14 protein-coding genes are annotated in these 19348 nt (G+C 46.9%); 10 read left to right on the top strand and 4 right to left on the bottom strand.

The window, feature by feature from the left end:
* Nucleotide 1 precedes the first annotated feature (1 nt).
* Entirely contained in the window at nt 2-1084 is a 1083-nt protein-coding gene (locus tag GC130_RS20370; RefSeq protein ID WP_152000199.1) for a Gfo/Idh/MocA family protein, read from the top strand.
* A gap of 7 nt (nt 1085-1091) precedes the next feature.
* Here GC130_RS20370 and GC130_RS20365 read toward each other — a convergent pair whose 3' ends face one another.
* Together GC130_RS20365 and GC130_RS29105 are read right to left on the bottom strand one after the other, a co-directional pair.
* The gene (locus tag GC130_RS20365) at nt 1092-2084 is read right to left on the bottom strand and encodes a phosphotransferase enzyme family protein (protein WP_152000198.1); all 993 of its coding nucleotides are present in this window, start codon (nt 2082-2084) and stop codon (nt 1092-1094) included.
* 192 nt (nt 2085-2276) lie between these two features.
* Nucleotides 2277-2405 (bottom strand): hypothetical protein, encoded by a 129-nt coding sequence (locus GC130_RS29105; RefSeq protein ID WP_255471533.1) that lies wholly within the window; start codon nt 2403-2405, stop codon nt 2277-2279.
* A gap of 79 nt (nt 2406-2484) precedes the next feature.
* Here GC130_RS29105 and GC130_RS20355 point away from each other — a divergent pair, with 79 nt between their 5' ends.
* Nucleotides 2485-2685: a DUF2683 family protein gene (locus GC130_RS20355; protein ID WP_152000197.1), complete on the top strand. Its 201-nt coding sequence runs from the start codon at nt 2485-2487 to the stop codon at nt 2683-2685.
* Nucleotides 2676-2936, top strand: a complete 261-nt coding sequence (locus GC130_RS20350) for a Txe/YoeB family addiction module toxin (protein WP_152000196.1) — start codon at nt 2676-2678, stop codon at nt 2934-2936. Before GC130_RS20355 ends, GC130_RS20350 begins: the two co-directional genes overlap by 10 nt.
* A gap of 2 nt (nt 2937-2938) precedes the next feature.
* On the opposite strand, the gene GC130_RS20345 is transcribed toward GC130_RS20350, so the two are convergent.
* Nucleotides 2939-4288 carry a PAS domain-containing sensor histidine kinase gene (locus tag GC130_RS20345; RefSeq protein WP_152000195.1) on the bottom strand — a complete coding sequence of 450 codons (1350 nt, stop codon included), beginning with the start codon at nt 4286-4288 and terminating at the stop codon, nt 2939-2941.
* The gene (locus GC130_RS20340; protein ID WP_152000194.1) at nt 4278-5648 is read right to left on the bottom strand and encodes a sigma-54 dependent transcriptional regulator; all 1371 of its coding nucleotides are present in this window, start codon (nt 5646-5648) and stop codon (nt 4278-4280) included. Before GC130_RS20340 ends, GC130_RS20345 begins: the two co-directional genes overlap by 11 nt.
* 235 nt (nt 5649-5883) lie before the next feature.
* Between GC130_RS20340 and GC130_RS20335 the strand changes: the two genes are divergently transcribed.
* The 7 genes from GC130_RS20335 to GC130_RS20305 all read left to right on the top strand — a co-directional run bounded on the left by GC130_RS20335 (nt 5884) and on the right by GC130_RS20305 (nt 19182).
* Nucleotides 5884-8586, top strand: coding sequence for an ABC transporter permease (locus tag GC130_RS20335; RefSeq protein WP_152000193.1), 2703 nt, complete (start codon nt 5884-5886; stop codon nt 8584-8586).
* Between the two features lie 56 nt (nt 8587-8642).
* Nucleotides 8643-11111, top strand: coding sequence for an ABC transporter permease (locus tag GC130_RS20330; protein WP_152000192.1), 2469 nt, complete (start codon nt 8643-8645; stop codon nt 11109-11111).
* A 30-nt stretch (nt 11112-11141) separates the two neighbouring features.
* Nucleotides 11142-13583: an FtsX-like permease family protein gene (locus tag GC130_RS20325; protein ID WP_152000191.1), complete on the top strand. Its 2442-nt coding sequence runs from the start codon at nt 11142-11144 to the stop codon at nt 13581-13583.
* A gap of 42 nt (nt 13584-13625) precedes the next feature.
* Nucleotides 13626-16061 carry an ABC transporter permease gene (locus tag GC130_RS20320; protein ID WP_152000190.1) on the top strand — a complete coding sequence of 812 codons (2436 nt, stop codon included), beginning with the start codon at nt 13626-13628 and terminating at the stop codon, nt 16059-16061.
* Nucleotides 16062-16508: 447 nt separating this feature from the next.
* Nucleotides 16509-16742, top strand: coding sequence for a DUF4160 domain-containing protein (locus GC130_RS20315; protein WP_152000189.1), 234 nt, complete (start codon nt 16509-16511; stop codon nt 16740-16742).
* Nucleotides 16739-17260, top strand: coding sequence for a helix-turn-helix domain-containing protein (locus tag GC130_RS20310; RefSeq protein WP_201568466.1), 522 nt, complete (start codon nt 16739-16741; stop codon nt 17258-17260). Before GC130_RS20315 ends, GC130_RS20310 begins: the two co-directional genes overlap by 4 nt.
* A 371-nt stretch (nt 17261-17631) precedes the next feature.
* Nucleotides 17632-19182, top strand: coding sequence for a helicase associated domain-containing protein (locus GC130_RS20305; protein WP_152000188.1), 1551 nt, complete (start codon nt 17632-17634; stop codon nt 19180-19182).
* Nucleotides 19183-19348: the final 166 nt, after the last annotated feature.

Genomic DNA, 19348 nt, shown 5'->3' with positions numbered 1-19348 from the left:
AATGGAGAAAATTAGAGTAGGAGTAGTTGGAAGTGGAAAAGCCGCATGCATGCATGCCGATGGCATTGTGAATATCAAAAACGCCAGTCTCGTGGCGGTGCACAGCCGAAGCAAGGAAAGAGGAGAGGCTTTTGCCGGGAAGTACGGGGCCAAAGCCTATCAGGATATTGCCGACATGGTTGCGGCTGAAAAGCTCGATATGGTGACGGTGTGCTCGCCGCATCCTAACCATTTGGAAGCGGTAGAGGCAGCCATGAGCGAAGGTTCCCATGTGCTGGTAGAGAAGCCACTGGCTTCCACTCTCGAAGACTGCGATGCCATGATCGCCGCATCAAAAAAATATGGCAAAAAGCTGGGCATGGTGAGCCAACGGCGTATTTTGCCAGCTTCGCAAAGGATTAGAAAGGCGATTGATGCCGGCAAGATTGGCAGCCCTGCGCTGGGCATAGCTCAGCTACTGGGCTGGAGAGGCGAAGACTACTACAAAGGTGACCCCTGGAGAGGTAGCTGGGAGCACGAAGGAGGCGGTGTGCTGGTGAACCAGGCCCCGCACCAAATCGACCTGCTTCAGTGGTATATGGGTGGAGAAATGGAATCGCTGTATGGCGTATGGAACAATATCAACCATCCGTACATTGAAGTAGACGACACTGCCGTGGCGATCATTAAGTTCAAAGGAGGTGGTATCGCCAACCTCATTTTGAGCAATTCTCAAAAGCCTGGGCTTTACGGAAAAGTACATATCCACGGCTCCAATGGCGCATCCGTAGGTGTACAAACCGACGGAGGAGCGATGTTTATCGCAGGTATCTCTAAAGTACAAGAGCCACCCAAAACCGACCTTTGGACGGTGCCAGGGGAAGAAAGCCTGGTGGCACAGTGGGAAAAAGAAGACGTTGATCTTTTCCACAGCGAAGACCCCATCGAATACTTCATCAGGGCCCAAAACCAGGACTTTGTGGATGCGATCATCAACGACCGACCACCCATGGTCGATGGCGAAGAAGGCAGGAAGACCGTGGAGATATTTACAGCCATTTACCGGTCGATGGAAACAGGGAAGGAGATAAAATGGCCGTTATAGCGACAGATCAGTAGCCAAGCGGTTCCGTCATCTGCCTGATCATGTGCACCCTTCGCCCCAGGTGAGGGGACTGCAGCAGAGGCAGGAACTGATCGTGGGTAGTATAAAAGCCAAGGTAGAAAAGCCAGAAGCCCAGCGAAAGATGCGGAATCATACTAAGCTCTGCTTCAGTCACGGGCTTGTGCGACTGATAGGCTTTCAGGAAGGTAGCAAAGGCCTCATTGGCTGCCTCTCTCTTTAGCTTACCGTATTGTACATCCAAATCCAGACTGACCTTGAAAGTCATGATGTCGTTGACCAGCCAGCCGTAGCCCATAAAGTCGAAATCGAAAAAGGTGAACTGCCCGTTGTCGTCGATGTGGAAGTTTTTGGGCATGAAGTCGTAGTGACAGTAGCCTTTGGAAAAAGATGAGTCATTCACTTCTTTAATGGCTGCTGATGCCTTTTCTGCTGCTTGCTGTAGCCAGCGATAATCTTCTTTATTATCGGCAAAGTAAGGGTCGATCATTTTCAGTGGCCTTTGCAAAGTAGTTTCGATATCGAACGTCCAGCGGGGATAGGTAAGCATCAGGGCAGAAGATATTTCATGAAACCGGGCCATTTCATAGCCCAGTGTTTTTAGTTGCTCGTCGTTGAGAACAGGGATAATTTTACCAGGAGCAAACGAGAACAATACGCCATATTTCTTTCCCTCAGCAGCCTCAAACGCATGGATATAACGCCCTTTGGTATCTGCTATTGGAACTGAAACAGGTACTCCGGCAGCTTTTACCTGTAAAAGCAATTCGACTTCAGCGGCCACCTGTTCATAAGAACGGATATCGTGGCGGTAGATGCGGAGAATGTACTTTTGGCCCTCTGCTTTTACCACATAGGTATCGCCCACTCCACGCAATAACAATTCGCAGTGCACTGAACGCCAATGGTAAGCCTGTTCAATATACTTGCCCAAAGCCTGGGCGGAAAGAGTTGAGTAACTGGTGGGGAACAGTGAGTTCATTGTGCAAGATGAATTTAAAAACGGGCGACAAAACTAAATAAAACTTTTAGCCCGCCACGCTCATGGCTAACTTTTTCCTTTGTCTGAAAACTGTTGCCTGAAGACAAAGTCATAAAAAAGGAGGTGGCTATTTAGTTATCTCCTTTTCTTAGGTCGGTCTTCCTTAGATGCCAATCTTAGCACCCACTACCTTCAGAAAATCTCTAATGACAGCAGGGGAGCAGGCCACGCAGGAGCTGTTACCAGATTGTCGTCGACATAAGCGCCGTCCACTGGAATGTTCTGGAATTCCCCGCCAGCGATAGTTACTTCTGGCCCCACGGCTGGGTTTGCAGTAAGCTTCCTTTATTTGAATGATTCGGCTTGGAATAATGATTTCTGAATTCCTTATCTTTGTTACATGAGTCAAGTAATAGCATATCCAGATAACAAGGAGAAATTAGTTGCCTTAAAAGCCTTTATGAAGGCTTTAAAGATTTCTTTTGAAGAAAAGGATGCTGGGCAGTATAACCCTGAATTCGTTTCCAAAATCATGAAAGGAGATAAAGACTTGAAAGAAGGAAAGGGAGTCAAAATCGACACAGATGATTTATGGAAGTAATTTACCTTCCGGAGGCCATTCATGATCTCGCTTTTTGGAAGAAATATGGAAACAAGAAAATCCAGCAGCGAATATCGGTTTTGGTTAAAGCTATTCAGGTTGATCCATTTCAAGGAATAGGTAAACCTGAACCTCTGAGGCACAACCTTTCTGGAAAATGGTCGAGAAGAATCAATGCAGAACATAGACTCATTTATGGAGTTGAGAACAATTTGGTTTACGTTTATTCTCTAAGAGGGCACTACAAATAAGTCTACACCCTCACCACAAAACTAGTACCTTTCCCCAATTCCGTATTCACAGTTAATGTTCCTTTGTGCAGCCTGATGATCTGCCGACTGAGGCTGAGCCCGATGCCTGACCCCTGTTTTTTTGTTGTGTAGAAAGGCACGAAAATGTTATCCAGGATGTCGGCTGGAATGCCAGGGCCATTGTCTGAGATTGAGATGATAACATTTCCGTTATCTTGCGTTGCGCTCATTTTGATAAGGGGAGAAGCGGTCGCTTCCACTGCTTCACCAGCGTTTTTTACGAGGTTGATCAGTACCTGCTCAAACAGGTCTTTGTCGATGGTGATTTCCAGCCCGGCTGGCAAGGTCTCCGTCTCCAGCTTGATCTTCTTTTTATCAAAGTCCTTCAAAAAGAGTTTTTCAACCTCGCTAAACAGCGATGATACTTTTACTTTTTCAAACCTGGGAGGCTGAATATTCGTCAAACTGCGGTAGGCTTCCACAAACCTGACGAGGCCCTTGCTGCGGTTTTCTATCGTTTTCAGGCTGTCGACAACGTCCTTCGCCGACTCGTCGTCCAGCTCTGAAAGGGGTAGGGGCTGACCAGCCTCGTCTTCGAGCATCTCTCTTATCACAGATGTGAGCGTGGAAATTGGGATGGCCGAGTTCATAATTTCGTGCGTGAGCACCCTGATCAACTTTTGCCATGAGTCGAGTTCCCTTTCTTCCAGCTCATTCCTAATGTCCTGAAAAGAGATAATGCGGTATTGGGTGTTCTTCACCGTAATGGAAGAGCATTGAACCGATAGGTTATAAAGCTCTTTGTGGAGCAGCTTGGTGAGAATGCGTTGGCCCGGCTCCAAAGCGGCAATGGTGTTATAAAAGGCTTCATCTACGTTACGAAGAGAGCCCATGTTCTTAATGAACTTCTTGCCCGTGAGCTCAGTAAACGAACGGTTATAGATCAGCACTTCCCCTTTTGGGTCGGCTACAACAAGGGCAACCCTCACATGCTCCACAATGGTTTGAAGAAACAGGTATTGAGACTCACGCTCGGAGCTAAGCTGATGGAAGACCCTGATGATCTCGGAATAGGCAAACTTCAGGTCGTCGACCCTGAAGCGGGCGGTGTGGCCGGAAAAGGAATTGGTAAAATCCCCCTGTTTGATCGCAGAAAGGAAATTGTAGAGCTCCCTTCGGTAGATTTCCACATAGCGAAACAGGGATACCGTGGCAATAGCAGTAAACAGGATCAGCCAGCAGCCAGCCAGCCAGAAGTCGGTGCTCATAATGATGTACATGCCTGCGTAGCCGAGCACCAGGATAAGCGAAATACGGACGATCACCTGCCAGCGAAACCTGTCAAAAACCATACTTCTTCATTTTACGGTACAGCGTGGTGCGGCCCATGCCCATTTCGTCAGCCGCTTTTGTCAGGTTACCTTCCCATTTTTTGATGGCCTTTTGAATGAGCTGCTTTTCCATTTCATCTTTTTGGAGCACTTCGTTCACCATGCTGGGTTGGGGCTTTTTGTCGAGTGGGAAATCATCGGCGGTCAGCTCAGTCGCATCGGCCATAATCACTGCCCTTTCCATTGTATGTTGCAGCTCACGGATGTTGCCAGGCCAGGGGTACTGGTCTAGTTTTTTTAAGGCCAACTTGTTCAGCGACAGTTGTCGCTTGTTGTATTTGCTGGCGTACAAGTTGAGATAGTGCTCCGCCAGTAACGCCACGTCCCCGGTTCTCGACCGAAGCGGAGGAAGTGTGATTTCAACGGTGTTGATCCGATACAATAAATCTTGCCGGAATTCTCCGCTTTCTATCACCTGATCGAGTTGGATATTGGTGGCAGAAATTAGCCTTATGTCAATATCGACCGGGCGATTGGAGCCGATAGGCGTCACCTGCCGGGCCTGCAGCACCGTGAGTAACTTCGACTGCTGGGTGGTGGTAAGGTTGCCAATTTCATCTAAAAACAGCGTGCCACCCGATGCTATTTCCAGCCGTCCCTGTCTGTCTTCTTTGGCATCAGTAAAGGCTCCCTTTTTGTGGCCAAACAGTTCCGATTCGAAGAGGCTTTCTGCCAACGAGCCCAGGTCTACTTTAATGAAAGGCTCCTTTGCCCGGAGTGACTGCCGGAAGATCTCCCTGGCTACCAGCTCTTTGCCTGTTCCGTTTTCACCAAGGATAAGCACGTTGGCGTCTGTTTTTGCTACTTTTTCTATCGCTTCAAACACAGGAGCCATCACATCGGAACGACTGATCATGTCAGGAAACGCCTTGTCGATGTCGCCAACCATTACCTTTTCCCTCGATTTTAGCTTCTGCACCTCCTTTTTGGAGCGGGAAAGCTGGAAGACGTTTTCGACGGTAGCCATCAGCTTTTCTTTTTCCCATGGCTTTACGAGGAAATCGATCGCACCTATTTTCATTGCCTCTACAGCTAGTTGAATGTCGCCGTAGGCTGTATTCATGATGACATGAGCATCAGGAGCCAGCTTTAATATTTCCCTCAGCCAGAACAGCCCTTCATTCCCACTTGTTTGCCCATGGGAGAAGTTCATATCGAGCAGAATCACGTCGAAGGCAGTTTTCTCCAATAGCCTTGGAAGTCGCTTTGGGTCGGTCTCGGTATGCACCTCACCAAATCGCTGCTTAAGTACCAGCTTAGCAGTATAGAGCACATCCTCATCGTCTTCAATGATGAGTATATTGGCGTTGAGCTTGGGCATTATCAGCTATTTGATTTGTTGGCAACCCTCCAAGGGGTTTGAACCCCTTGGAGGGTTGTTCGGTGAAATATATAAACTGTTCCACAATGAAACGAAAAATTGTTCCAATGTGAAACAATCACTGGCTCCAATGTATATCGATTTATTTTTAATTATCTGATAATCAATGAATAATGAAATGTGGCATTCGGTTTGGAAACTAAAGAGGACAACACGGGCACTTTAACTTTGAAACATGTTTAAGAACTACTTTACCATCGCACTGAGGAACCTCCTGAAGAACAAAGGTTTTTCTGCCATCAACATACTTGGCCTCGCTCTTGGAATGGCCGCTACCCTGGCTATTCTGTATTATGTGAGGCATGAAACCAGCTACGACAAGTTTCATGCAAAGAAAGACCTGATCTATCGTGTGACGACTGAGACCTACAATGGCGACATATTATCTGAGAAGGCTGTTGTTTCAGGGCGGGAAATGGGGCCAGCTTTGAAGGCTGATTTTCCTGACGTTGCCAACTTTGCCAGAATTCATCCGGAGTATGGCTCTGCGCTCGTTACCTACTTCACCGATTTTGAAAAAAGGCAGATTGCGCACACATTTAGTTTACCGACCAATGACACCATACAATCGGTTGCCGTAACCGGAAACTTCTGTGGCTGGTGCGATGGAGTTCAGCTAAAGAAGAAAGACAACAAATGGGAGGCGACGGTCATGCTTTTGCCTGGCGATTACACCTACCAGTTTGCCATTGGTGACACCACCATCGTCGATCCGGGCATAGAAGAGACAAACGAAGATGGGGATGCTTCCATCATCCATATTGCTGCACCAGAGCAGGCAGCGCTGGGAGGCGGACAAGAAATTTCCTTTCGGGAAGAACATTTAGCTTTTGTCGACCCTTCGTTTCTGAAGGTTTTCTCATTTCCTGTTGTTATTGGTGACCCCGAGCATCAGCTGGAAGGCCCCAATACCCTCGTGATTACGAAAACAATTGCAAAGAAGTATTTCCAGGGCGACAACCCTATAGGCAAAGTGCTGAGAATTGGTAACAGGCAAAGCTATACTGTGACAGGGGTGATAGACGACATGCCCGACAACTCTCATTTTCATTTCGACTTTCTCATGCCAATGGCGAACATCATTGCCACTTACAAAGATGCACCCTGGGGCTGGACCAACTTTTATACCTATGTTGAGCTGAAAGAATCAGCCGATGCCGTGGCATTAACCGCACAGCTGCCCGGTTTTGTAGAAAAACACCAGGGGGAGGAGCTTAGGCAAAGAAATGTAAAAGAAATATTGTTTCTGCAACCCATAGCGGACATCCACCTGAAGTCAAACCTCTTTGCTGAGCTGGAAACCAATGGAAGTATGGAAACGGTGCGGTTTCTTTCTTTGCTGGCCTTGTTCATTTTTGTGATCGCCTGTATCAACTTTCTTAACCTTTCCACGGCCAGGGCAGTATCGAGGGCCAAAGAAGTGGGCGTTCGCAAGGTGACAGGAGCTTCCAGAGGTTGGCTGGTACGCCAGTTTCTCTTTGAAGCTTTTCTGGTCAACCTGATAGCACTGGTAATAGGAATCACTCTTTTTCAGGTTTCACTGCCTTACATGGCTGGGGTGGCCGGAATTCCGGACTCGCTTAGCGTTTGGTCGGTACCATTATTCTGGTTACTCGTCGGTGGAATGCTTTTGGTAGGCACATTGCTGTCGGGCATATATCCGGCTATGGTGCTATCTTCCTACCAGCCGGTGGTGGTGCTCAAGGGCAAGTTTGGCAATTCTGCGAAAGGAAATTTTCTAAAAAAGGGACTGGTCGTTTTTCAGTTTATGGTTTCCGCCGGACTAGTGGCCTCTATTCTCGTGGTCTTTTTACAGTTACAGTACCTCCGCAGCCAGCCGCTGGGGGTTGATATAGGTGATGTGCTGGTGTTAAAAGCCCCGTTGCTGAGAGGTAACGATTTCAGAAATAACGTAGAGAAATTCAGGACTCAAATGGCCGCTATTCCTGAGGTGAAAAGCTATTCCAACTCTTCGGCGGTGCCCGGGGAAGAATACCAGTGGACGTCTGGAGGATGGAGAAAAGAGGGAGCACCGGAAGACCAGCGGTCCAGGCACCATGTGATAGTGGCAGACAAGGCCTATGTGGAAACCTACAAAATTGAAATTCTCGCTGGAAGCAATTTTAACGAAAAGCCTGCTGAAGGCATCGACTATTCCGAACTGCTGTTAAGCGAGGCGTCGGCAAAGGCGCTGGGTTTCACTACGCCAGAGGAAGCGGTCAACTCCTTTATCAGTAGCGGAGAGGACCGAATGAAAGTTATAGGCGTATTCAAAAACTATTCACATGAGTCGCTGAAAAGTGAATACCCGAATATTGCCCTGTACAATTATCCCTGGGCAAGGGGTCTTGCTTCTCTCAGGTTACAGAGCGACAATTTGCAGACATTGCTTCCAAAGCTGACCGAAGCGTGGGAAACGTCATTTCCTGGCAACCCGATGGAATACTTCTTTCTTGAGGATTCCTTTAACAAACAGTACGCTGCGGAGGAACGGTTCGAGACAGTCTTTACCACGTTTACTTTTTTGGCTCTGTTCGTTGCCTGTCTTGGGCTGTTTGGCCTGGTTTCTTATCAAAACACCTTAAAAAGTAAAGAAATCGCTATCAGAAAGGTGATAGGCGCTTCTGTCTCCAATATTTTCTACCTTCTTTCCCAGGGTTATCTGAAGCTGGTGCTGATAGCCAGTGTGTTGGCTTTGCCGGCGGTATGGTATTTCAATAGTGAATGGTTGTCGGGTTTTGCCAATCGGATAGAGCTGGGTTGGTGGTTTTACGTGTTGCCGTTGATAGCCGTAATGATGATTGCTTTCATTACGGTTGGTTATAAAACACTTCAGGCCGCAAAGGGCAATCCGACGGAAAATTTGAGGTATGAGTAGGAAAAGAATAGGACGGGTAGTGCCAAAAAGTGACCAGACCAATAAACTCATTTGATATGTTTCGCAACTACATCATTCTTGCCTTCCGGCATCTAAAGAGAAAAAAGGGTTTTGCTTTCATCAATATCGCTGGTATGGGTGTGAGCCTGACGGTGGTACTGGTCATTTTGCAATATGTGGTGCAGGAAACCAGCTACGATAGCTTTCATGCAAAGCTCGACAGAACATACCGTGTTATCGGTACCAGGATCCAGGGTGGCAAAGAGGCGGTAGCGAACCCCGGCAGCCATGCCCCGCTTTCGGTGGCTGTGGCAGCTCAAGTACCTGAGATTGAGACTTACGTCAGATTTGACCGAATTGATTATACCAATGTCTCTTTGACCAACAAGTCTGAAGCCACTCCCCGTCAGGTATTTCAGGGTAACTTCTATATTGTAGACTCAACTTTTTTCGAAGTGCTGAGCTTCGAGCTGGTGAGTGGCGACGAGGGCTCTGCTCTTACAAAACCGGAAAACATGGTCATCACCGAGAGCGTGGCGAGAAAGCTTTTTGGAAACCAGGATCCTATGGGCCGGGAGATTGAAATGGGAAACAATTGGGGAAAATACCCCTTCCTGGTGTCGGGAGTGATGAAAGACCCGCCTTTCAATAGTCACCTCTCTCCGCAGGTACTTATCCCGCTTACGTTTTATGACAAGATCAATGTGAGGATCAACGACTGGGAGAATAGCTACCTGGGTAGCTATGTGGTACTTAACAGCCCGCAGTCTATAGAGCGTGTCATAAGTGCATACAACTCCATTTACCAGGAGCACCGGCCGGAGAGCCAGAAGAATCAGGGTGTTAATTACGAGTATTCGCTTCAGCCAATGGCTGACGTATATCTTCACTCTTCTTTCGAATTCGAATCGGCGAAAACAGGCAACTTTACCTATGTGGTGTTTATAAGCATCGTTGGTGCGCTGGTGCTGATTATTTCCTGGGTCAACTATGTAAACCTTGCCACTGCGCAGTCGGTGGAGCGGGCCAGGGAAGTGGGTATCAGAAAGGTGTTTGGTTCATTAAAGAGACAGCTAATCAGTCAATTCCTATTTGAGTCAATGTTGATCAATGCCATCAGTATTGTGCTGGCACTTACGCTGGCCCAAAGCCTGCTCGGGAGGATTGGCAACTGGACGGGCATAGAAATCCACTCCACCCTGATTGCGGAGCCGCTGTTTTGGGTCTGCGTCGTGTTGTTTTGGCTAACCGCCTCATTTTTTGCCGGGTTTTATCCTGCCTTTATATTGTCAGGCTACAGGCCTTCAAGAGTGCTCGGCGGCAGGTTTAAAAGCGATAGCAAAGGTGTTTTTCTGCGCAGGTCGCTGGTGATTTTTCAATTTGCTGTATCCGCTTTGCTCATAGCGGGCACTATCACAGTATACAGGCAGATCAGCTATATGCGCAGCCAGGATTTGGGGATCAATATCAACGATGTGGTGGTGTTAAAGTCGCCTCCCTCTGCCTTGAGCAGTGTGGAGTTCAACAAGAAGGTCAACTATTTTAAAACGGAGCTGCTTAGAAACCCGCAGTTTGCGGCGATGACAACAGCCAGCACCATGCCGGGGCATAAAATTGGCTGGACATCAACAAAAGTGAGGAGAAAGGGCGAGGCCGAAGGCGAGGGGGCATCGTTCAGTTTGATTGCTTGCGACAAAGATTATCTGAAAGCTTTGTCAATTAGCTTGATGGCAGGGGAGTTCTTCCAGGGACACGAGCAGCCCTGGGTTACCGGAGAAATTGTGATCAATAAACGGGCAGCCGAAATGTTGGGATATCAGTCGCCAGAGGAGGCACTGTATCAGCACCTGGTGTGTCCGGTTTTTGGCGGTGCCGACCTTAGGATTATTGGTGTGACCGACGATTACCACCACCAGGCTTTGCAATCTTCCATTGAGCCGGTGATCTATGTCCTCTCCAACTGGAGCAACTACTACCTGGTAAAGCTGAACCTTAAGGGAACCGCTGAAGAAAAAACAACTGCGCTGGCACCAGTGCTGTCCAGCCTGGAATCGTCCTGGAAAGAGGCATTTCCCGAGAGCACCTTCGACTATTCTTTTTTAGACGAGCAGTTCAACCAACAATATAAAGCCGACCAGCAATTCGGTGCCCTGTTTACTCTTTTCTCTGCCTTTGCGATCTTCATAGGTTGCATGGGCTTGTTTGGTCTGGCTTCCTACACGCTTTATCAAAAGACCAAGGAGATTGGCATTCGCAAAGTGTTGGGTGCCAGGTACGGCGACATCATGGTACTGGTATCAAAGGAGTTTCTATTGCTGGTTCTTATGGGAAACCTGGTAGCCATTCCTGCGGGCTGGTGGCTGGTGAGCAACTGGCTGGAGGGATATGCCTACAGAATTGAGATCGGCTGGTGGTTTGTTGCCATCCCGGTAACGAGCCTGCTGGTGCTGACCTTTTTAACTATCCTGTTTCAGGTGTTGAAGGCAGTTAGGCTGAATCCGGTAGAAAGTCTTCGCAATGAGTAGCATTTAAGTTAACTGATCAATCGAGCAACTATGTTTTTTAACTATATCAAAATCGCCTGGCGCAATATTCTTCGCAAAAAGATGTTCGCTTTTATCAACGTGCTCGGTTTGGCCATAGGCATCAGCACTTGTTTCGTTATGCTGCTGATGATTGAGTTCGAAAATGGTTTCGATAAGCATCACAAAGATGGTGACAGAATTTACCGCCTTTATACCACCTTCAGCGGTGCCTTCAGCGGCTCTAATAGAGGAACGGCCTCGGGTGCAGGTCCTGCCATAAAAGAGAGTTTTACTAATGTTGAAAGAGTGGCTCAGTTTTTTGAAGTAGGGGGTAACAAAGTGACAATATCCCAACCAGGTGCCGACCCAGCCATATTCAGAGAAGGATTGAAAGCCATATTGGCGGACAGCTCCTATTTTAACATGCTTCCAGGCTATGAATGGATCGTTGGCGATCCCTCTGTTTCACTTTCCAGTATCAACCAGGTTGTGTTGACCGCAACTACTTTCAAAAAGTACTTTGGAGACAAGGCCTCTCCTCAAGACATGCTGGGAACGACGATCACCTACCGTGACTCGATCCAGGCCACGCTAACTGGGGTTGTCAATGAAATTCCATTCAGAACTGATTTTCGTTTTACTGAGTTTGTGTCGGTGGCGACAGCAAAACGTTTTGGGGTGAACCTCAATGATTGGAGAAGTACAAACAGCGGCTCTCAAACATTTGTTGAATTGATGCCCGGTGTTAAGGTTGAAGACTTCGAGAGCCAGGTGTCACTGCTGAAGGAGAAATACATGGCAGAGCATTTGGACAGCGACTACGAGGCGGATTTTATGCTCCAGCCGTTGTCGGAGCTTCATTTTAACCCTGAGCTGGGCATATTTAATCAGGCAGGAAATGTCGCCAACAAAGCTACATTAAGAATATTTGCCCTGGTGGCATTGCTTATACTAAGCATAGCGGCTATTAACTACATCAACCTGGAAACTGCTCAGGCCACCCGCAGGGCCAAGGAGATTGGCATCAGAAAGGTGCTCGGAAGCTCGAGAAGGAATCTTGTGTTCCAGTTTCTTTCGGAAAGTATATTGCTCACACTGGTGGCGGCGGCTTTGGCGCTGCCCCTGAGCCAGTTTGCTTTGCTGTTTTTTGATGATTTTGTGTCACCAGATATGACGCTCAACCTTAGCGATCCCGCTACCATAGCCTATCTCACGGGGCTGATACTGGTGGTTGGCGTCGCTGCTGGTTTGTACCCGGCTTTTGTTCTCAGTAAATTTTTACCTGTGAAGGCCCTGAAAAGCCAGATTTATACCGAAAAGGGCAGAAGTATTTCCGGGATCCTTCGCAAATCGCTGACCGTTTTCCAATTCACGTTCTCACAGATTCTGATTGCCAGCTGCTTACTTATGATTTGGCAAATTAACTTCCTCACAGATAGGGAACTGGGTTTTAAAAAAGATGAAATACTAGTAGTAAGTACACCATGGAGGGAGTCGAAGGTCAAAAGAGAACGGATGGCCAACGAATTGGCTTCTATCCCGGAAATAGCATCGATTTCGGTGCATGATGAGCCGCCGTCCAGCAATGGATGGAGCTCCGATATTTTTAAGTCCTATGACGAAGACGGCAAAGAGGTCGTCCACGATGTACATATTAAACGGGGAAGGGTGGATTATTTGGCTTTTTACGAAATAGGCTTGCTTGCCGGAAGGTTTTACCTGCCCAATGATTCCCTGAAGGAATTGGTCATCAATGAAAAGTTTGCCCGAGATATGGGCTTTGATTCGCCCGAGGATGCCATCAACAAGCAGGTGACCAGGGGTGACGAAAAGCAAACCATTGTGGGGGTGATGAAAAACTTCCATAACAGATCGCTCCATAGTGAAATTGACCCTATGGTGATCGTTTACCAGGAAGACGGCGGTGATATAGCCTTAAAGCTTAATGTGGCCGATGGAAGCCTGGCCAATGCCGAAGAAGTGATAGACAAAGTAAAGACTATTTGGAAGGAAGTATACCCCGAGGATCCCATACGGTATCAATTTCTGGACGAGCTCGTCAACAACTTCTACGAATCAGAAAGACGCACAGTGAAGCTGGCATCTACCGCCACCATTATCGCTATCATTATTTCATGCCTGGGTTTGTTTGGTCTGGTGTCTTTCAGCACGATTCAGCGCACCAAGGAAATAGGGATCAGGAAAGTGCTGGGCGCTACGGTGGGAAACATCGTGACGCTGATGTCCCGGGATTTCTTGGGACTGGTACTGATTGCCTCGGTGGTAGCGGCGCCAGTGGCCTATTGGCTGGGCGCGAAATGGTTGGAAGATTTCGCATATGCCGTGGAGCCTGGGCTGCTCTTGTTTTTGTTGACAGGCGTGTTTGCTTTGCTCATCGCCTTCCTCACCGTGGCGCAGCAGGCATTCAAAGCTGCCACCGATAATCCGGTGAATGCCTTGAGGAATGAGTAGCGGCGGTTTGGCCGTGTTCAAAAAATCAAAATAAAAGTCAACATGCTAAAGAACTACTTCATCATTGCCATTCGTCACCTGAGAAGAAATAAGGTCTTCTCTATGGTCAACCTCTTAGGCCTTTCCATAGGCCTGGCCACCTTCTTCGTGATCTTGATTTTTGTGTCTTTTCACAAGGGGTTTGACACTTATCATGACGATGCCGACCGCATTGTGAGGATAGGCATGAACGTAAAGCTGGGCGGAGAGCTGATCACGATGCCATCGGTGGGGGCGCCAGCTGCCGCTATTTTTGAAGAAGAAATCCCTGAGGTGGAGGCAGCAACGAGGATTTATGGGCGGCCTTATTTCAAATTTGACATCACCCACGGTGAAAAGAACTTCCCGGGAGAGCAGGGGATGTATGCCGATCCTGATTTTTTCAGTTTCTTTTCTATCCCGGTCATCGCAGGTGATCCTGCAACGATTCTATCTGCGCAGAAGTCGGTGGTACTTACCGAAAGCATGGTGCTGAAGTACTTTGGCACAAATGCCACTCCTGCATCGGTAGTTGGCAAGATGCTAGAGGTGAAAGACAAAGGCACCGTGCAGGTGACGGGCGTGTGCGCCGACGTGCCGGCGCAAACCCATTTCGATTTCGATATTTTGCTATCAATGGACATGAACCCATTGAGTGAAAGCCACTACTGGATGGCCGACGGATTCTACACCTTTGTAAAGCTGGCCAAAGGAAGTTCGGTGGAGCGCCTCTATGACAAATTCCCGGCATTTACCGACAAATACATTGGCCCGGAAGTGCAAGAATTCCTGGGGGTGAGCTTTTCTGAGTTTTTGGCCTCGGGCGGTAGTTTTGAGTTCAATACCATGCCGTTGGAGAACATTCATCTCTGGTCGCATGCTGAAAATGAGTTGGGCACTAATGTCAACGGTACCTACATCAATGTGTTTCTTGGTATTGGACTGCTCATCCTGTTGCTGGCTGTGATCAATTTCATCAACCTGTCGGCGGCATCCAATATACAACGCCTCAAGGAAGTGGGAGTGAGGAAGGTAATGGGTGCCCGGCGAGCTGCGCTGGTCATGCAGTTCATGACTGAAGCTGTGCTCATTACTACTGTGGCTTTTGGCCTGGGCTTCACATTGCAACAGGTGGCCACACCGTTGATCAGTCAATATTTTGGTGTGAATATGGGGCAGGAAGGCACGAGTCTGGCGTGGTACATCACTGTTGCCTGTAGTGGCAGCCTCCTGATAGGGATGGCGGCTGGCCTGTATCCGGCGCTGCTGCTTTCAACCACAAAAACGATCAGTGCCCTCAAAGGCCAAACATCAACGACTAGTTCAAAAGGAAGAATGAGAAATGTGCTCATGGTGTTGCAGTTCAGCATTACCATCGGTTTACTCTCGTCGGTGCTGGTGATAATGGCGCAGGTACATTACCTGCAAACCAAGCCCTTAGGTTACGAAAAGGACCAGGTCATGCTGATTGAGGACGTTGATCTCCTGGGGGAAGGCCGAAACTCGCTGCGCCAGGAATTGGAAAAGCTTCCGGGAGTGGAGGCTGTATCGATTACCGGCTACGTGCCCTCCGGCCCAAGGGAATTTGAGCGAAACGCCATGCAGGACCTGACCCTCGAAAGCCCGGAAACGCACAGGGTAACGCATGTCGGCGTCGACGAGCATTTCCTTAGCGTGATGAACATGAAGTTGCTGGCGGGTCGCAATTTTTCCAGGGAGTATGGAGACGAGGCTTCCAATGTCATCATCAATGCCTCGATGAGCCGCAGCTTTGGATGGGACGTGGCGTCAGGGGAAGCGCTTGGGAAGACGGTAACGGAGGTGGATCATAACGAGAATTTTACGGTAATAGGCATTGTCGACGACTTCCATATTTTCAATATGAATGAAGCCATCAACCCGTTCTTTTTCAGATATTCCTCCAATGGTTTTATGGCGGCCGTTCGGTTCGACAGCGATAAGTTGGCCCTGCTTAATGATGAGCTGCCGGAGCTTTGGGACGAATTCTCCCAGGAGCCCATGGGCCAATCCTACCTCAATGAGTATTTTGTCAAGAACTTTGAAGAGGAGAAAAAAATAAGCAGCCTCTTCGAAGTATTCACGGTACTGGCCATTGTCTTGTCCGGCATGGGGCTTTTTGCCATTACGGCATTTGTCACCCACCAGCGCACCAAGGAAATCGGCATTAGAAAAGTGCTGGGAGCCGAAGGACTTCGCTTGTTTGTGATGCTGTCGAAAGGAGTGGTGGCTATGCTGCTCATCGCAGCCTGCTTGTGCATTCCCACGGTATATTATGGCATGGAGCAATGGCTGCAAAGCTATCCCTACCGGATCAGCGTGCCTGCCTGGGCTTTCGGACTGCCGGTGCTGGGTATAGTTGTATTTGCCCTGCTGGTGAGCGGCTGGCATATCCTCAAAGTGATCAGGATCAACCCGGTGGAGTCGCTGAGGGACGAATGAGCGGGCCCTGTCAATTGCCCCATTGGGGTCTCTCGCAGAGGACCCTGATGGGGTAGGTACCACACAACGTTGAACTAAGCCACGCTGTTCTTCCTATTTCGCTCTCTCGTCTATTCTCTCGTCTATTTTTCGAATGCGGTCTCTCGCAGAGAACCCTGATGGGGTAAATACCACACAACGTTGAATCCTTGCCGCCCTTCCTGTTTCAATTTCCCTCGGTTGCCTTATTCAACGATTTGACTCGCTCTGGTCAAAAGATATCTTCACTTCGTAGCGATATAGCTCCGCAACTAAACGACATTGGATTCAGCGCATATACGCAACCCCCAGGGATTAAATGGTATATACATCATTGACATAAAGATGGCACGAATCGACTGCCACAGATGGCAGGTTGTGCCGAAACTTTGAAATAGCTACTTTTGTTGTCTAACTAGACAATAACCGTTGCCAACATTAAAGATTATTGATTCGATCAAGGTTGACGTTTATTCACGTGAACATCCGCCTCCACATTTTCATGCCATTTATGCAGAGTATGAGGAACTGATTGAAATCGAAACATTGGCAACATATGCCGGCAGTTTGCCAAGAGCCCAAAGAAACAAGGTGATCGAATGGGCAAAAACCAGACAATATTTTTTGATGGGTAATTTTAATCGTTTGAATCCAGGATTATGAGAAAGAAATTAGGCATCCCAAGAATTATCAAAATACAGAAAGTGAACGGGTTAACGATTCAGTGTATGTTCAATAATGGGGAAAGCAGAATTCTTGACTTTGACGGGATATTTAAACAATGGAAAATTGGAGAAAACGATGTTGAATATCCGCTGCTATCGCCTGACGAATTCAAAAAAGTAGCACTTAGGAATTTCACCCTGTCCTGGCCTAATATTCCCGTTACACTCCTGTCTGAAGATGGAAGCGAAGTTTCCCATCCATACGAGTTGAGTCCGGATGAGCTTTACAGGCTAAGTGAACCTGCCGAAGCTTCTAATTCGCAAAAATTTGGCAGCTTGATCCGAACAGCAAGGATAAAAGCTGGATTGACCCAGGAGCAGCTCGCTCAAAGAAGTGGAACTTCCAGGTTCTACATTTCAAGACTGGAGAACAACCGAACAGATGTAGAGCTTTCAACATTTCGAAAAATCGTCGAAGCTGGGCTTGACAAGCACTTCAAACTTATAATTGAGTAATGAACGCCATAATGTTGCCATCTCCGCTTTGCTAAATCTCAAAGACTTTAATGCACTTTTTGCTATTGCCGCATAACGTTGAACTAATCCCTACGGTTCTTCCTGTCTCAATTTCCAATCCATTTTCCCATCTTCCATTACTCACTACGAAGGGCTTGAAAATCTCCGCATAAGGCTATCAAAGTGGGCTTCTGGCAGAAAGCATTTCCGGAATGATAGGATATATGGCGTGAAAAATATATGTTTATTATGGGGTAAAGATCAGTCAAATCTACTCAAGACACTACTTGTGACTATAGGGAATATAAACGCTAGTTCGGGGAGACTGGGGTTTATACAGTCGTTGCTTCATGCGAAAAAAGAATCCGTAAATGATAACAGAATTCATTGGACAGGGAATAAATGACGAAACAGACGAGTCTGTGGGAAATCATATCTGTTCCTCGATAAACAATGATGTTTTTACGGACATGAATTTCTTCGTAGCCTTTATGAGAAGTAAGGGGTTACGAGAAATGAAACCCTTCATTAAAAAAGCCAATAAAGAAGGACGTAAATTGACAGTATTTGTTGGAATTGATGAAAAAATCACTTCGAAGGAAGCGCTGGAAATGCTGATAGACCTTGATGTTGACGCCTATATCTATAATTCACAAAGATTTATTTTTCATCCAAAAGTTTACCTCTTTGAAGGGAAACTGAGAAATAGAATAATTGTCGGTTCGTCTAATTTGACTAAAACAGGACTTTTCTTCAATGTAGAATCTTCAATCCTACTTGATTTTACAAGTGAAGATAAGAGCGGAATGAAAGTGCTAAACCAACTCAAGGACTACTTCACACCACTCCTCGATTTTTCCAGTGAGCACTTGGAAAGAGTTACACCAGAACACATTCAGTATTTACTTGACAACTCTTTGATTTCGATTGAGAAATATGAATCAGAAGAAGACTATGTCAAGAAAACACATGACCAAACAAAATCTCGATTCAAGAATCCTGAAATAGGAGAATTAGGACAAATTGAAATAACCGAAGGTGGTAAACCGAACAAAAAATATGAACTGAAAATCACGGAAGAGTATCTTGAAAAGTGGGACAGCAGGTTCGAAAGGATGAAAGCCTTTAAAGAAAAAGAAGGCAAAACAACTGTCCCACGAGACTACCCAGACAGAACTCTTTACGGTTGGTATAGAAAGCAAAAGGACATTTACAACCACCCGACTTTGAAAATGCCAGAAGAACATCTGGAGAAGTTGATGTCAATCGACTTTCATTTCGAAGATGGACACAAAGAACGGGAAAGACTAATTGAAGAAAGATGGCTTGCTCTACTCAAAGAAGCAATGGATTCGGGCGAAGATATCCGAGTAAATCACAGATATAAATTCAAAGATGAAGGCTTAGGCACTTGGCTCGTTGGAGTCAAACAGTCAAATAAGAAGAAAAAGAAGCTTGAACTAAGAAAAGAAATTGAAGATTTAGGATTTGACTTTAAGGAAACTAGCAGAAAGCCCGAACACGTAGCGAAAAGGTTTGTCGACAAACTTATAGACGATCCCAAACCGAACAAAGGTGCTTATCAGACTAGCTTCAATCATTACATACTTCCGAAAAAGGATATCTTATCACCAGAGCTTAAAAAGGAGATTGAAGAAGTATGGACACTTCAATTTGACGAAACGAGACCATGGGAAAAGGGAACATTAGAAAATGACCGAACCGAAGAGTGGAGAGCGTTTCGATATGATAAGCAGCGAAATCCTGAAGGAAAGTGGTACAAAGGACAAGCTCATTTAGGCCTTCTTTATTATTGGGTTTACCACAAGAAAAAGTACAAGCATAAAATGGACTTAATAACTGACAACTTCACAGACCAAGAAAAGAAAGAACTTAGAAATGAAGGGTTTCCAATTGACTAAAAGAAAAAAGCACGAAAGCACAACATCGGCTACAGCAAATGTCGGCTGACCGCTTAAAAATGAAGATATTACAACTAAATAACATTTGGTCTGGTGTACGAGAAAGCGGTTTCAAAATCCCGCACTTGCTATAGCCAGGGCCGTTAAGGGTCAGGCTGAAAGATGA

The sequence above is a fragment of the Imperialibacter sp. EC-SDR9 genome, assembly GCF_902498805.1.
Lineage (GTDB): Bacteria > Bacteroidota > Bacteroidia > Cytophagales > Cyclobacteriaceae > Imperialibacter.
The sequence above is the reverse complement of the archived record's forward strand: the minus strand, read 5'-3'. Positions and strand labels throughout refer to the sequence as shown.

Bases quoted from the DNA above. Each gene is read 5' to 3' on its own strand.
- GC130_RS20310 (WP_201568466.1), top strand. From the start codon at position 16,739: ATGAGAAAGAAATTAGGCATCCCAAGAATTATCAAAATACAGAAAGTG.
- GC130_RS20345 (WP_152000195.1), bottom strand. From the start codon at position 4,288: ATGGTTTTTGACAGGTTTCGCTGGCAGGTGATCGTCCGTATTTCGCTT.
- GC130_RS20330 (WP_152000192.1), top strand. From the start codon at position 8,643: ATGTTTCGCAACTACATCATTCTTGCCTTCCGGCATCTAAAGAGAAAA.
- GC130_RS20335 (WP_152000193.1), top strand. From the start codon at position 5,884: ATGTTTAAGAACTACTTTACCATCGCACTGAGGAACCTCCTGAAGAAC.
- GC130_RS20305 (WP_152000188.1), top strand. From the start codon at position 17,632: ATGATAACAGAATTCATTGGACAGGGAATAAATGACGAAACAGACGAG.
- GC130_RS20355 (WP_152000197.1), top strand. From the start codon at position 2,485: ATGAGTCAAGTAATAGCATATCCAGATAACAAGGAGAAATTAGTTGCC.
- GC130_RS20350 (WP_152000196.1), top strand. From the start codon at position 2,676: ATGGAAGTAATTTACCTTCCGGAGGCCATTCATGATCTCGCTTTTTGG.
- GC130_RS20370 (WP_152000199.1), top strand. From the start codon at position 2: ATGGAGAAAATTAGAGTAGGAGTAGTTGGAAGTGGAAAAGCCGCATGC.
- GC130_RS20320 (WP_152000190.1), top strand. From the start codon at position 13,626: ATGCTAAAGAACTACTTCATCATTGCCATTCGTCACCTGAGAAGAAAT.
- GC130_RS20365 (WP_152000198.1), bottom strand. From the start codon at position 2,084: ATGAACTCACTGTTCCCCACCAGTTACTCAACTCTTTCCGCCCAGGCT.
- GC130_RS20340 (WP_152000194.1), bottom strand. From the start codon at position 5,648: ATGCCCAAGCTCAACGCCAATATACTCATCATTGAAGACGATGAGGAT.
- GC130_RS20325 (WP_152000191.1), top strand. From the start codon at position 11,142: ATGTTTTTTAACTATATCAAAATCGCCTGGCGCAATATTCTTCGCAAA.